This window comes from Pseudomonas sp. H3_D04 (genome assembly GCF_054669175.1).
Genome location: NZ_CP162801.1, coordinates 5,904,871 through 5,917,665, shown reverse-complemented (window position 1 = coordinate 5,917,665; position 12,795 = coordinate 5,904,871). Strand labels below are relative to the sequence as shown.

Genomic DNA, 12,795 nt, shown 5'->3' with positions numbered 1-12,795 from the left:
CGCGCCGCGTGGTCAATGCCCGGACGACTCCTTGTGGTTGTCCAGTGTTTCGAGCAACGCCACCTGCATCCGCGTGTGCACGCGGATGAACCAGCGCCAGAGCAGTGCTGCCACCCCGGCGGCCACCACGACGATCAGTACCAGCAACTTGTTGGTCGGCAAAATACTGGCCGACAAGGCTGCCAGCAGCAGGAAGATCACCAGCAGCGAGAGGATCGGGATCACTTCGGCGATCACCCGGCGCACTCGCTGCGTGTGGCGCCCTGCCATCTCCGGCTTCACGCCCATCTCCGCCAACAGCATCGACAGCGCCTTGAGCTTACGATAAGCGGCGATCAGAAACGGCAGCGACAACAGCAACGCCCCGCCCCAGATCAACGCTTTCTGCCAGCTCGGATCGCTGATCCACGCTTGCAGGTACACGGACATGCGTTCGGCGAAATACGCGCCGGAAAAAAAGATCGCAATCACCAGCGCCAGATTGACCCCGACCTGCAACAGAATCCGCCGGATCATCGACGCCAGCAGCGCGCCCTCGCCCTGAGGCTGAATGCTGCGCAGCCACTCGCCGTACATCCCCAACACTCGCGCCAGCCGCTGCGGCATCACCGCAGCAAGCTTGATCGACAGCGGATCAGCCGCGCGGATCAGATACGGTGTCAGCAACGTGGTAATCACCGAGACTGCCACGGCGACCGGGTAGAGGAAGTTGCTGGTGACCTGCAGCGTCATGCCCAGCGCAGCGATGATGAAGGAGAATTCGCCAATCTGCGAAAGCCCCATCCCCACGCGCAGTGAGGTGCGTCCGTCATTGCCGGCGATAAAGGCCCCGAGGCCGCAGGAAAGCATTTTGCCGAGCACAACGGCCACGGTAATCACTGCGATTGGCCAGGCGTATTGCAGCAGGATCATCGGATCGAGCATCAACCCGATCGCCACAAAGAAGATTGCACTGAACAGGTCGCGAACCGGCTCGATCAAGCGCTCGATCTTCAGCAATTGCCGTGACTCGGCCATGATCGCCCCAATCAGGAACGCGCCCAGGACCATGCTGTATTCAAGCTTGACCACCAGCAGGCAGAAGCCGAAACACAGGCCCAGCACAGTGATCAGCAGCATTTCATTGCTTTCGAACTTCGCCACATAGGCCAGTAATCGCGGCACCAGCAAGATGCCAATGACCAGTGCCACGATCATGAACAGCGAGAGCTTGCCCACCGTGGAAAACACTTCGCCAGAACTGACCGTGCCGCTGACCGCGATGCTCGACAGCAAGGCAATGATGCCGATACCGAGGATGTCCTCGACAATCAGCACACCGAAGATCAGCTGGGCAAAGCGCTCGTTCTTCATCTTCAGGTCGTTGAGCGCCTTGACGATGATGGTGGTTGAGGAAATCGCCAGGATCGCGCCGAGGAACAGCGAATCCATGGTGTTCCAGTCAAACCATTGGCCGATTTCGTAGCCGATCCAGATCATCAGCACGATTTCGAGGAACGCCGCGATGAATGCCGTGGCACCGACCTTGAACAGCTTGCGCAGGCTGAACTCCAGGCCCAGGCAGAACATCAGGAAAATCACCCCGAGTTCCGCGAGGGTCTTGATGGTTTCTTCGTCATGGATCAGGCCGAACGGCGGCGTGTGCGGACCGATGATGAAGCCGGCGACGATATAACCCAGCACCACCGGCTGTTTGAAGCGGTGGAACAGCACCGTCACCACCCCTGCGACCAACATGATCACTGCCAGATCCTGAATAAAACTGATGGCATGCATGGTGTCGGGCTCCTTGAGGTGGACGTCCGGAGGTTAACACCGCGACTTCCGCCAGAAAGGCGGTGCAATATATGGAAACAGATCGATCCGGCGTGACGGCGAGCAGCCGCCCGGCGTCCCGATAACTGTGGTTTGAAAAAAACCGACCAGGCACCCGCAGAGGTGCCGCCCTTCCCGCCATTCTGCCTTGACCCGTGAGAACGCTATGGAACCCGGAAACGCCCAGCTGTCGATGACGGTATTGATGACCCCTGACATGGCCAACTTCTCTGGCAATGTTCACGGCGGTACCCTGCTCAAATACCTCGACGAAGTGGCCTACGCCTGCGCCAGCCGTTACGCCGGCCGCTACGTGGTGACCTTGTCGGTGGACCAGGTGATTTTCCGCGAGCCGATTCATGTCGGTGAACTGGTGACCTTCCTGGCCTCGGTCAATTACACCGGCAACACTTCCATGGAAGTGGGCATCAAGGTGGTGACCGAAAACATCCGTGAGCGCTCGGTTCGCCACACCAACAGCTGCTTCTTCACCATGGTGGCAGTGGATGACGACCGCAAACCGGCTGCCGTACCGCCGCTGCAACCGCAGAACAGCGAAGACAAGCGCCGCTTCATGCAGGCTCAGCAACGCCGGCAGATTCGTCAGGAACTGGAAAAGCGGTATCAGGAAATCAAGGGCGATGCCTGACGTGTTCGGGGTTTAGATCGCTTTCGCGGGCAAGTCTTGCCCGCGAAGCTTTTAAAGGCTGATGGCAGTCGCTTCGAACTTCACCCGCGGATGCGCAATCCGGTCCTGCGCCCGCACCAGCTCCAGCTCATAGCTGGCACACGCCTGGGTTTCCAGCAGCACTTCATGCACCGCCGCCGCCGTGAACTCGAAGGCCGCCAACAGGCTGTCGCCTAACAGCACACGCGCCAGGAACAGCCCCGACGTCAGGTCGCCAACGCCCACCGGCTGACGCGGAAACGCCAGCAACGGACGACGCAGGTGCCAGCTGCCTTCCGCCGTTACCAACAACATCTCGAAGCCATCCGCCGGCTTGCCGGGATAGTCCAGATGCTTGACCAACACCGCCTTCGGTCCGCGCGCCAGCAGTGCGCGTGCCATCGCCAGGCAATCGAACAGCGACTGCGGCTTGCGCCCCGAGAAACTGTCCAGCTCCAATTGGTTCGGGCACATGAAGTCCGCCACCGAAGCCGCCTCTTCCAGCAGGAAATCGCTGACTTCGGCCGGCACGCTGCAGCCCTTCTCCGGATGGCCCATTACCGGGTCGCACAAATACAGCGCCTTGGGGTTCATCGACTTGATCCGCGCCACACCCGTCAGGATCGCCCGGCCCTGAGCCGCACTGCCGAGATACCCGGACAGCACCGCATCGCAATTGCCCAGCTCGCCAATCGCCGCGATCCCTTCAACCAGATCGGGGATCTGGTGCGGTGCCAGCACCTCACCGGTCCACTGGCCGTATTGCGTGTGGTTGGAGAACTGCACGGTGTTGAGTGGCCAGACATTCACCCCGACCCGCTGCATCGGGAAAACCGCGGCGCTGTTGCCAGCGTGGCCGAACACCACGTGGGACTGGATGGCGAGCAGATGGGGCGTACGTTTCATGCGGTGAGTTCCGTAAAACGATTGAAATTCGAGCCGCGCAGTATGCGACGAAACACGGCCTGTACGACAGACCGGCGACGCAGTTAAGCTGGCACTATCTTGTTGGAGCAATTTGCTGATGCTGACCCTCGGAAATATCTTCGTGCTGATGCTGCTCGCCACTGGCGGCGCATGGCTGTGGCACAACCACGGCTTGCGCGAGCGCGCGCTGGAAAGGGTCAAGCTGCATTGCACCAAGCTCGGGATCGAGTTGCTGGACGGTAACGTGGCGCTGAAAAAGATCGCGTTCATCAAAGACGCCAACGACCGGCGGCGCCTGGCTCGTGTGTATAACTTCGAGTTCACCGTGACCGGCGAAACCCGCCACAACGGCACCATCACCCAGTTCGGCGCCCACAGTGCGCAAATCGAACTGGCGCCTTACCCAATGCCGTTCGACGACACGCCTGCTGTGGTCGACGTGGAGAAGCCTCGCGCGGAAGTGATCGAGCTGAGCCAGTGGCGGCAAGAACACACCAAGTGGCGTCCTTAACCGGTCCGACAGTCGGCCAACGCTTTTTGCAGTGAAGCCACTTCCTGCGGCTCACCGAAAATCAATTCGATCCTCGAATCCTGGCGCCATTCGCTCTGTTGCCATTCCAACGGCGAGTTATCCAGCGCATTCGCTGATACCCAACCGTCGACGCTGTGGATAACCAGCTTCGCCCGTCGCCAGGCAAAGCTTTCAAGCCACTGGCCAACGCAAGCCGCATCGAAGGTCTGAGTCGGATGCCACCGCCAACCGACGCTCCAGCCGCCGTCCTGCGCCTGACTCAAGCAAATTGGCAGCGCAGGATCGGTCCAGATGGCCGGCATCTGCGCCAATCCCTTGGGCACGATAAAGTTATCCACACCCGCATCCGCCTGAACGCCAAGGCCCGGTAATTCGTTCAACGGCAGGCGCGCTTGCTGCGTCCAGTACAAAGGACGAGCAGGCAGCTGCGCGGCGATTCGCTGGCGATCATTGACGTCGAGACCTTCCGCCTTGTTCAGCACCAACAAACCGGCACTGCTCAACGCCTCCTGTTGCGCCTCGGGCAATGGTTTGCCAGCGGCGAGCGCCTGGGCATCCAAAACCAGTACACAAGGTTGTACCGCCAGTACGCCTTGCCACGGCGCTTCACTCAATTGCTTGAGCAACTGCGCCGGGTGGCCCAACCCTGATGGCTCGATGAACAGCCGATCCGGCCGCGCCTTGCGCAGCAACCGCCCGAGGCCGATCTGAAACGGCGCACCATTCACGCAACACAAACAGCCCCCGGCCACTTCCCCCAGTGCGATACCATCGGCGTCCCGGGTCAGCAGCGCGGCATCGAGGCCGATCTGGCCGAACTCATTGATCAGCACCGCCCAGCGCTCGCTCGCTGGCCGCTGCGCCAGTAGGTGCTTGATCAAACTGGTCTTGCCCGCGCCCAATGGGCCGGCAATGACGTGAGTGGGAATGTTCTGCAACATGGTCGATGTTTTCTGAGGAGGTAATGGATGCGGTTGATGGAATTGTCGTTGCTGTTGGCGCTCTGTTCCGGTGAGGCGCTGGCCCAGGCTTGCGTGGTACATAGCACAGCCGAGCGACTTGACGTGAAAGTCTGCCAGCAGAACCGCAACATCCCGCAAAAGCTCTTCGCCGACGGATTCTGCCAGCCGAACCTTCCCGGGCAGAAAGTCGACGTGCAATACGTCGACCAATGTCCCACGGGCGCGTTCGGCGTGTGCAGCAACGCCCAAGTCGCCAATATGCCTTACCGACAGGATATTCACTATTACGGCGTAGCCACCGATGCGGCGTATCTGAAGCCGTTTTGCGAAGGCCAGAGCCAGGGCAACTGGCTCAAGCCTTAGGCCAGCCAATCCAGGGTCAGGATCAAACGGCGTTCGCCCGATGCGGGTTGCGGCGAACGGTGGATCAGGCCGAATCCTTCGTTGCCGTGCCATTTCTCGCCTTTCAGCAGTGCCACTTCACCGCTGACGATCTGCTCGATCAGCGAATGCTGCGTGGGCTCGGCACCAGGCTGGCCCAGTTGCCGGCGATCCATCACCCCTTCTTTCAGCCACTGACTGCCCGCTCCGGAATACGTCGTGATTAACCGCACCGGCACATGATCGACGTGAAAACGCGGGCACATGGCCTTGTCCAGAACGCGCACGCGCAGGCCGATGCGCTTGGCGCCCAACAGACAAGCGAATGCGCTGACCAGCCAGGACACGTCGGCAATGAAACCGGCATAGCCTTCGAGATCGCGGAAACCGGATGCCAATTCATGCAGATCGGGCTCGGTGTCTTCGTTGGGTAACTCCAGGACCAGCGACTCGGCCAGTGGCTCGTTCAGGGACAGCAACAAGCACCCGAAATCACTGATGTGCGCCGGGAGCTGGCGCTGCCAGATCGCCAGATTTACCCCGTCTTCAAGAATTCGGGTCAGGGTTTGCGGCGTTTCCCCTTGAACCTGATGAACGACCGGCCGCAGCTTCAGACTGGGCGCCAGCATCAGGCGGCAACCTCTTCGTCCCAAGGGCCGAACGGATCTGACAGCAAACGCCAGCCTTCGATACCCAAGGCCATTTCATCATCGCTCAGCAGGCAATTGTCGAGTTCGGCGGTGAGTTGCGCAAAGTCGATGTTCTGACCGATAAACACCAACTCCTGACGGCAATCGCCGGTGGCTGCCGTCCAGTTTTCCATGATCCCGGCCGTGCTTTCTTCGTCCTGCGGCCACTGGGTTTTCGGCACGAAGCGCCACCAGCGCCCGGCGAAACCATGGCGCATCAAGCCGCCGGCCTGGGACCAGCTACCCGCGTCCATATGCTTGCTGGCCAGCCAGAAAAAGCCTTTGGAGCGCAACAGTTTGCCGTTCACCCACGGTCGATCGATGAAGCTGAAAAAACGTTGCGGATGAAACGGTCGGCGAGCTCGGTAAGCCGTCGAGGCGATGCCGTACTCCTCGGTTTCCGGCACGTGTTCGCCGCGTAACTCCTGCAGCCAGCCTGGCGCTTGAGCCGCCTTTTCAAAGTCGAAACGCCCGGTGTTGAGGATTTCCTTCAGGGGGACTTCACCCATGACCATCGGGATGATGTGCGCCTGAGCGTTGAGGCGTTCAAGAATCGCGATCAGCTCCTCACGTTCGTGGCGGCTGATCAAATCGATCTTGCTGATGAGGATCACGTCGGCGAATTCGATCTGCTCGATCAGCAGGTCGGTGATCGAGCGCTCGTCCTCCTCGCCCAATGTTTCACCACGGGAAGCGAGGCTTTCGGCCGCCTGATAGTCGAGCAGGAAGTTCATGCCATCGACCACCGTGACCATGGTGTCGAGCCGCGCGATGTCGGCCAGGCTCTGCCCCTCTTCATCCCGAAAAGTGAACGTTTCGGCCACGGGCAATGGCTCGGAGATACCGGTGGATTCGATCAACAGGTAATCGAAACGCCCCTCCCTGGCGAGCTTGCTGACTTCTTCGAGCAGGTCTTCGCGCAAGGTGCAGCAAATGCAGCCATTGCTCATCTCCACGAGTTTTTCTTCGGCACGATTCAGGCTGACATCGCGCTGGACTTCGCTGCCATCGATGTTGATCTCGCTCATATCGTTGACGATTACCGCGACTCGCAGGTTCTCGCGATTACGCAACACGTAATTGAGCAGCGTGCTTTTACCGGCGCCGAGAAAGCCGGACAGGACGGTCACGGGGAGACGATTGGGCATCAGGATTTCCTCACAGAGATGCCCGATCGCAGTGTCGGGCTGATTTCAATGTTATAGTATAACAATGCAATCAAGCCAGTCTGCTCTTGTCCTTCACGATAAAGGGTACGATGCTGAAACCCGCCCACGCCGTGAGAATTCCCATGCGCATTGCCCTGAAATCAGCGCTGGTTACCTTTTCGCTGTTGCTCGCCATAGACGCCCGGGCTCAGATCCCGAACCTGGCCACATGCACCCGAAGCGCCAATCTGCTCGCCTGCGTGGATGCCGATGGCAATGCCTATAGCGTCAACACCGTTGGCAGCACGATCTACTTGCGCGGTTTCGAAAGGGTAGGCAAACGCTATTGGGCGCAGACCAACAGCCGTTACGGCCAGCTCACGTTTTTCACCGGCATCGCCTCCGACGGCGAAGCCTGGGTCGGTTACAACCGGCGAGTCGGCTGGACTACGATCAACCGTTTCTCCAGCTCAGGCGGCAGTAGCGCCAGGTTCACCTGTAGCAGGATCAGCGGCTGCTAGGCCTGCGCTTTTTTCTGTTGCTGTTGCCAGGCGATGTAGCTGTCGAGCGGCGGGTTCTTCTGAAAATAGCGCTGCAATCCTTCGAATAATCCATCAGCCACAGCCTGCTGATGGCGGGCGGTTACCAGTCGCTGACTGTCGCGGGCGTTGGAAATGAAGCCGGTTTCCACCAGGATCGATGGCACGTCCGGCGACTTCAGCACCGCGAATCCCGCTTGTTCCACACGCTTCTGATGCAGCGAGGTGATGGCCGCCAGACTGCCGAGCACGGTGCTCCCTAGCTGCAAGCTCGCGGCGATAGTGGCATTCATCGACATGTCGAGAATCACCCCGGCGAGCATTGGGTCCTTGTCCTTGAGATTGAGCAGACTGGTGGCGCCCAACAAGTCCGCGCCGTTCTCCCTCTGCGCCATGAAACGCGCCGTGGCCGAGGTGGCGCCGCCCTCCGACAAGCAATACACCGACGCGCCTGAAGCGGTGAGACGCGGCGCCGCGTCCGCATGCACCGAGATGAAGATATCGGCGTTGTGCTTGCGGGCAATCTCGACACGTTTACGCAGCGGAACGAAGAAGTCGTCGTTGCGCACCAGCTTCACGTCGAAGCCCTTCTCGCGTTTCAACCGCTTGGCCAATAGCTGGGCGATGGACAGGACGACGTCTTTCTCTCGCTCCCCTTTGGCGCCCACTGCACCGGGGTCTTTGCCGCCGTGACCGGGGTCGACCACCACGATGATGTCGCGCCTGGGGTGAGCCTTGTCGACCCTCGCCTGGGTCGCCTCGGCGATGTTGAGCGGCGCTGATGGCTTCAGATCGAGGACCAGCCGGTCGCCTTGGCCATCCTGCGGCGGCAGCAGAAAGCTGTTGAGCTGAACCGGGCCGCTGAGGTCGAGGACGATCCGCGTATCGCCCTGACCAAAACGCCCGGACCGGATCGAACGAATGACCGTATTGCCAAGCGCCAGTTGGCTGAAGTCGCCGCTGAGGCTGGCACCACGCAGGTCAACAATCAGCCGCTCGGGAGTGCTTAGCGAGAACGTTTTGTACTGCACCGGCCCGCTCAAATCGAACACCAGACGCAGCTTGTCATCCGATCGCCAGAGCCGCGCGTTGCGAATCTGCGTAGCCGAAACACCAAAGGGCAACGCGAAGGCCGCGCAGGCCAGCATCCAGTTGAGCAAGTGACGTCGGTGCATGTTGGAAGCCGCTCGTGAAAAAGGCATGGTCGATTTCAATGTAATAACATAACATATGGAACCCCACTCCTACGACGGACCTGCTCATGAATGCGCTGACTCTGCCGGATATCGCCGCGCAGGCTTCCCGCCAAGCCCTGCCACTCGACTGGGTGGGCATGTGCGGCATTGCTCTTCCTGTGTTGTTCGATGGCCAACGGCTTAGCGCAAAGGTGGACGCCGGCGTGAGTCTCGATGATGGAGAAGCGCGCGGTATTCACATGTCCCGGCTGTATTTAGCGCTGGAAGCACTTGAGCAGGAAAACCTGACGCCCGCCCTATTGCGGCGAGTTCTTCAACGTTTTCTCGACAGTCATGAAGGGCTGTCCCACGGCGCTTACTTAAAAATTGATGCGGATTTACTGCTCAAAAGGCCGGCGTTGATCAGTCCGCTGGCCGGCTGGAAAACCTATCCAGTGAGCATCGAAGCGCGTTTGAAAAACGCGATGTTCCACGTGGAACTAAAAATCGATGTTCCATACTCCTCGACCTGTCCGTGTTCAGCCGCACTTGCCCGGCAGTTGATTCAGCAACAATTCGTCGACGACTTCGCCAACAAGTCGCTGCAACACGCTGATGTATTGGCGTGGCTTGGTTCTACCAAAGGCATCGTTGCGACACCGCACAGCCAACGCAGCAACGCACGTTTAAAGCTGCGGCTGGACGACTACCTGGATGACCTGCCGCTGATTGCACTCATCAATGACGCCGAAGCGGCACTCGGCACTGCCGTACAAACCGCCGTGAAGCGTGCCGATGAACAAGCCTTCGCCCTGGCCAATGGGCAAAACCTGATGTTCTGCGAGGACGCCGCTCGCCGACTGAATCTGGCCTTGAAACGCTCTCCCGGTATCAACGCTTTCCACATACGCGTCGTCCACGCCGAAAGCCTTCATGCCCACGATGCCGTTGCCGAAAGCCGATGGAACTGGGTAACCGCATGATCCGTTGTCAGGCATTGCGCTGGGGGGCGCCCGGTCAACCGCTTACGCCCCCTGTGGATTTTGAATTGCCCGAAGGCAGTCTGACTGCCGTGATCGGCGCCAATGGCTCGGGTAAAAGCAGTCTGCTGAAAGTCATCGCGGGGCTGCAAAAACCCTTGGCCGGAAAAGTCAGCCTCGCTATTCCACGCAAGGGCTCGCTTTCCTTCCTCCCTCAACAGCAACACCTGGACAGGCAATTCCCCATCAGCCTTCAGGAGTTGGTAGCCGCTGGTTTCTGGGGCAGCAAGCAATCGCCAGAGATACGCCACCAACGTATCAAAGCCGTGCTGGAAGACTGGTGCCTGACGGGATTGGAACAGCGCCCGTTGATGGCCCTTTCCGGCGGCGAATTGCAGCGCGCCCTGCTCGCTCGCTTGAGTCTTGCCGAAGCGCCTTTGCTGTTACTCGATGAACCCCACGCCGCGCTCGATGAGCTGGGCCAGTCGCTGCTTTGGAAACACCTTCATAACTGGCACGCCGAAGGTCGAACCCTGGTGGTCGTGTGTCATGACCTCGCCGCCGTTCGCCAACACATTCCTCAAAGCCTGCTGATCAAAAGCAGCGGCTGCATCCTCGGCCCCAGTACCGAACTGATCCGCCAACCACAGCAAGTGCAGGTGGCCTGATGCTCGCTGCCGCTCAGCTTTGGCAACCGTTCCACGAGTTTGTATTCATGCGCCGTGCACTCTTGGGCGGATTGGTCTTGGCTTGCAGCACCGCGCCGTTGGGTGTGTTTCTGATCCTTCGCCGGATGAGCCTGATCGGCGACGCGGTAGCTCACGGCATCCTGCCGGGTGCAGCGCTCGGTTTCTGGTTCGCCGGTTTGAGCCTCCCGGCACTGACCATTGGCGGACTTGGTGCAGGCCTGAGCATGGCCGGACTCGCCGCATGGATCACCCGCCGAACGGGGTTGCGCGAAGACGCGAGCCTCGCCGCGATCTATCCGATTTCCCTCGCCAGCGGCGTGCTGATCCTTGGCATTGCCGGCAAACGCCTGGACCTGCTTCACCTGCTGTTCGGCTCCGCGCTGGCGGTCGATGGGCCGACGCTGACCGGCATGCTGTGGGTCTCCGGGTTCAGCCTGATCGCCATGGCGCTGATCTACCGCCCCTTGCTGCTGGACACCCTCGACCCGCTTTTCCTGCAAACCGTCAGCCGTCTTGGCCCGCTGGCTCACGGCGTATTCCTGACCCTGGTGGTACTGAACCTGGTGATCGGCTTCCAGGCCATCGGTGCCTTGATGGTGGTCGGTTTAATGATGTTGCCGGCCGCCGCGTCGCGGTTCTGGAGTCGCCGTTTACCCATGTTGATTGCGATTGCCGCCCTGCTCGGCTGCCTCTCGGTATGGCTCGGCTTATTGCTGTCGTTCTATTACTCGCTGCCCAGCGGCCCGGCGATCGTGCTGGTGGCGGGCGGTTTGTATGCGCTGTCCGTGGTGTTCGGTCCGGTGCACGGTTTGCTGCGCCGCCCACCTTTACTCACATCCCAATGAGGTTCTTTCCGATGCGCGCTTTACTCGTGCTGTTCAGTCTGATGCTGTCGATGTCGTTGTCTGCGGCGGAAAAACTTCAGGTGGTCACCAGTTTCAGCATCCTTGCCGACATGACCCATCAGGTCGGCGGCGACCATATCCAGATCACCAACATGGTCGGTCCTGACGCCGATGCCCACACCTACGAGCCGACTCCGGACGATGCCAAAGCCTTGCTCAAGGCCAGACTCATCATCAAAAACGGTTTGGGTTTCGAACCATGGCTGGACCGCCTGGTGACCAGCACCGAGACCAAGGCCCCCGTCATCAGTGCGAGCCACGGCGTCATCCCTCGCTCCCTGGATGAAGACGGCGAGACCGTGCCCGACCCTCACGCCTGGCACAACCTGGCCAACACCGAGCTGTACATCAGCAACATCACCAAGGCGCTGATCGCCGCCGACCCGGCGAACACGGCCGACTACGAACGCAACAGCCAGGCCTACCTGAAACAGATCTACGCACTGCTCGCCCAAGCCAAGGCCAAGCTCGGTTCGCTACCGCCGGGCAATCGCAAGATCGTCACTTCTCACGATGCGTTCGGTTATCTGGGTCAGGCCTACGGCATCGACTTCATGGCGCCGCAAGGCCTGTCGACGGAACGCGAACCTTCAGCCGCGGAAGTCGCTGCACTGATCACCCAGATTCGTCAGGCCAAGGTCAAAGCGGTGTTCATGGAAAACATCAAGGATGCCCGTCTGCTCAAGCAGATTGCCGATGAAAGCGGCGCGCACATCGGTGGCACGTTGTACTCCGATGCGCTCGCCGCAAGCGGTCCGGCGAGTACCTTTGCCGGCCTGTTCGAATACAACCTCAACACCCTCTACGACGCATTGAGCAAGCCATGATCCGCAAGAACCCCTCAGGCGATTTGCCACTGATTGCGGAATCCGCCTATGTGGATAAAACTGCGATCATCTGCGGCAAGGTGGTGATTGGCGAGAACGTCTTCGTCGGCCCCTACGCCGTCATTCGGGCTGACGAAGTGAACGCGTCAGGCGAGATGGAGCCCATCACTATCGGCGCCAACTCGAACATTCAGGATGGTGTGGTGATCCACTCCAAGTCCGGCGCGGCGGTGACCATTGGCGAGTTCAGTTCAATCGCTCACCGCTCCATCGTTCATGGCCCTTGCACGGTTGGCGATCGAGTGTTCATCGGTTTCAACAGCGTACTGTTCAACTGCGCGGTCGGCGATGGCTGCGTGGTGCGGCACAACTCGGTGGTCGACGGTCGTGACTTGCCCGAAGACTTCTACGTGCCCTCCACCACCCGTATCGGCCCCAACACCGACCTGTCGCAGTTCCCACCGGTGAGCGTCAGTGCCTCGGAATTTTCCGAGGACGTGGCGCGCACCAACGTCGACCTGGTGCGCGGCTACAAAGCCCTGCAGAACGAGTTTTAACC

15 protein-coding genes are annotated in these 12,795 nt (G+C 60.1%); 9 read left to right on the top strand and 6 right to left on the bottom strand.

The genetic code is table 11. From position 1 onward, the window contains the following. Positions 1–12: 12 nt before the first annotated feature. On the bottom strand, positions 13–1,776 hold the full coding sequence (locus AB4N91_RS27200; protein ID WP_010465380.1) for a cation:proton antiporter: 1,764 nt from the start codon (positions 1,774–1,776) through the stop codon (positions 13–15). 205 nt (positions 1,777–1,981) lie between these two features. Here AB4N91_RS27200 and AB4N91_RS27195 point away from each other — a divergent pair, with 205 nt between their 5' ends. Next, complete coding sequence (locus AB4N91_RS27195; protein WP_010465381.1) at positions 1,982–2,464, top strand: acyl-CoA thioesterase; 483 nt, start codon at positions 1,982–1,984, stop codon at positions 2,462–2,464. A gap of 51 nt (positions 2,465–2,515) precedes the next feature. Here AB4N91_RS27195 and pdxY read toward each other — a convergent pair whose 3' ends face one another. Continuing rightward, positions 2,516–3,388 (bottom strand): pyridoxal kinase PdxY, encoded by an 873-nt coding sequence (gene pdxY / locus AB4N91_RS27190; protein WP_010465382.1) that lies wholly within the window; start codon positions 3,386–3,388, stop codon positions 2,516–2,518. A gap of 118 nt (positions 3,389–3,506) precedes the next feature. Between pdxY and AB4N91_RS27185 the strand changes: the two genes are divergently transcribed. After that, positions 3,507–3,920 (top strand): DUF3301 domain-containing protein, encoded by a 414-nt coding sequence (locus tag AB4N91_RS27185; protein WP_010465383.1) that lies wholly within the window; start codon positions 3,507–3,509, stop codon positions 3,918–3,920. On the opposite strand, the gene AB4N91_RS27180 is transcribed toward AB4N91_RS27185, so the two are convergent. Beyond that, entirely contained in the window at positions 3,917–4,882 is a 966-nt protein-coding gene (locus AB4N91_RS27180; RefSeq protein WP_154502308.1) for a CobW family GTP-binding protein, read from the bottom strand. The genes AB4N91_RS27185 and AB4N91_RS27180 overlap by 4 nt on opposite strands. Positions 4,883–4,909: 27 nt before the next feature. Between AB4N91_RS27180 and AB4N91_RS27175 the strand changes: the two genes are divergently transcribed. Next, the gene (locus tag AB4N91_RS27175; RefSeq protein WP_010465385.1) at positions 4,910–5,266 is read left to right on the top strand and encodes a hypothetical protein; all 357 of its coding nucleotides are present in this window, start codon (positions 4,910–4,912) and stop codon (positions 5,264–5,266) included. Here the strand turns inward: AB4N91_RS27175 and AB4N91_RS27170 are convergent. Together AB4N91_RS27170 and zigA are read right to left on the bottom strand one after the other, a co-directional pair. After that, the gene (locus AB4N91_RS27170) at positions 5,263–5,913 is read right to left on the bottom strand and encodes a DUF1826 domain-containing protein (RefSeq protein ID WP_010465386.1); all 651 of its coding nucleotides are present in this window, start codon (positions 5,911–5,913) and stop codon (positions 5,263–5,265) included. The genes AB4N91_RS27175 and AB4N91_RS27170 overlap by 4 nt on opposite strands. Then, positions 5,913–7,121, bottom strand: a complete 1,209-nt coding sequence (gene zigA / locus AB4N91_RS27165) for a zinc metallochaperone GTPase ZigA (protein WP_154912724.1) — start codon at positions 7,119–7,121, stop codon at positions 5,913–5,915. Before zigA ends, AB4N91_RS27170 begins: the two co-directional genes overlap by 1 nt. A gap of 143 nt (positions 7,122–7,264) precedes the next feature. Here zigA and AB4N91_RS27160 point away from each other — a divergent pair, with 143 nt between their 5' ends. Beyond that, positions 7,265–7,642, top strand: coding sequence for a hypothetical protein (locus AB4N91_RS27160; RefSeq protein ID WP_010465388.1), 378 nt, complete (start codon positions 7,265–7,267; stop codon positions 7,640–7,642). Here AB4N91_RS27160 and AB4N91_RS27155 read toward each other — a convergent pair. Beyond that, entirely contained in the window at positions 7,639–8,835 is a 1,197-nt protein-coding gene (locus AB4N91_RS27155; RefSeq protein ID WP_311096981.1) for an N-acetylmuramoyl-L-alanine amidase, read from the bottom strand. The genes AB4N91_RS27160 and AB4N91_RS27155 overlap by 4 nt on opposite strands. A gap of 86 nt (positions 8,836–8,921) precedes the next feature. Between AB4N91_RS27155 and folE2 the strand changes: the two genes are divergently transcribed. Genes folE2 through AB4N91_RS27130 form a run of 5 tightly spaced genes read left to right on the top strand, consistent with a single transcriptional unit; the run spans position 8,922 to position 12,793 of the window. After that, positions 8,922–9,818 (top strand): GTP cyclohydrolase FolE2, encoded by an 897-nt coding sequence (gene folE2, locus AB4N91_RS27150; protein ID WP_154912722.1) that lies wholly within the window; start codon positions 8,922–8,924, stop codon positions 9,816–9,818. Further along, positions 9,815–10,483, top strand: coding sequence for a metal ABC transporter ATP-binding protein (locus AB4N91_RS27145; protein ID WP_083375422.1), 669 nt, complete (start codon positions 9,815–9,817; stop codon positions 10,481–10,483). The genes folE2 and AB4N91_RS27145 overlap by 4 nt, the downstream gene beginning before the upstream one ends. Next, positions 10,483–11,349, top strand: coding sequence for a metal ABC transporter permease (locus AB4N91_RS27140; protein WP_083375421.1), 867 nt, complete (start codon positions 10,483–10,485; stop codon positions 11,347–11,349). Before AB4N91_RS27145 ends, AB4N91_RS27140 begins: the two co-directional genes overlap by 1 nt. A gap of 11 nt (positions 11,350–11,360) precedes the next feature. Beyond that, positions 11,361–12,236, top strand: coding sequence for a metal ABC transporter substrate-binding protein (locus AB4N91_RS27135; RefSeq protein ID WP_154912721.1), 876 nt, complete (start codon positions 11,361–11,363; stop codon positions 12,234–12,236). Beyond that, positions 12,233–12,793, top strand: coding sequence for a gamma carbonic anhydrase family protein (locus AB4N91_RS27130; RefSeq protein WP_102594434.1), 561 nt, complete (start codon positions 12,233–12,235; stop codon positions 12,791–12,793). The genes AB4N91_RS27135 and AB4N91_RS27130 overlap by 4 nt, the downstream gene beginning before the upstream one ends. Positions 12,794–12,795: the final 2 nt, after the last annotated feature.

Coding starts and splice junctions, on each gene's coding strand:
- AB4N91_RS27200 (WP_010465380.1), bottom strand. CDS start 1,776: ATGCATGCCATCAGTTTTATTCAGGATCTGGCAGTGATCATGTTGGTC.
- AB4N91_RS27195 (WP_010465381.1), top strand. CDS start 1,982: ATGGAACCCGGAAACGCCCAGCTGTCGATGACGGTATTGATGACCCCT.
- pdxY (WP_010465382.1), bottom strand. CDS start 3,388: ATGAAACGTACGCCCCATCTGCTCGCCATCCAGTCCCACGTGGTGTTC.
- AB4N91_RS27185 (WP_010465383.1), top strand. CDS start 3,507: ATGCTGACCCTCGGAAATATCTTCGTGCTGATGCTGCTCGCCACTGGC.
- AB4N91_RS27180 (WP_154502308.1), bottom strand. CDS start 4,882: ATGTTGCAGAACATTCCCACTCACGTCATTGCCGGCCCATTGGGCGCG.
- AB4N91_RS27175 (WP_010465385.1), top strand. CDS start 4,910: ATGCGGTTGATGGAATTGTCGTTGCTGTTGGCGCTCTGTTCCGGTGAG.
- AB4N91_RS27170 (WP_010465386.1), bottom strand. CDS start 5,913: ATGCTGGCGCCCAGTCTGAAGCTGCGGCCGGTCGTTCATCAGGTTCAA.
- zigA (WP_154912724.1), bottom strand. CDS start 7,121: ATGCCCAATCGTCTCCCCGTGACCGTCCTGTCCGGCTTTCTCGGCGCC.
- AB4N91_RS27160 (WP_010465388.1), top strand. CDS start 7,265: ATGCGCATTGCCCTGAAATCAGCGCTGGTTACCTTTTCGCTGTTGCTC.
- AB4N91_RS27155 (WP_311096981.1), bottom strand. CDS start 8,835: ATGCACCGACGTCACTTGCTCAACTGGATGCTGGCCTGCGCGGCCTTC.
- folE2 (WP_154912722.1), top strand. CDS start 8,922: ATGAATGCGCTGACTCTGCCGGATATCGCCGCGCAGGCTTCCCGCCAA.
- AB4N91_RS27145 (WP_083375422.1), top strand. CDS start 9,815: ATGATCCGTTGTCAGGCATTGCGCTGGGGGGCGCCCGGTCAACCGCTT.
- AB4N91_RS27140 (WP_083375421.1), top strand. CDS start 10,483: ATGCTCGCTGCCGCTCAGCTTTGGCAACCGTTCCACGAGTTTGTATTC.
- AB4N91_RS27135 (WP_154912721.1), top strand. CDS start 11,361: ATGCGCGCTTTACTCGTGCTGTTCAGTCTGATGCTGTCGATGTCGTTG.
- AB4N91_RS27130 (WP_102594434.1), top strand. CDS start 12,233: ATGATCCGCAAGAACCCCTCAGGCGATTTGCCACTGATTGCGGAATCC.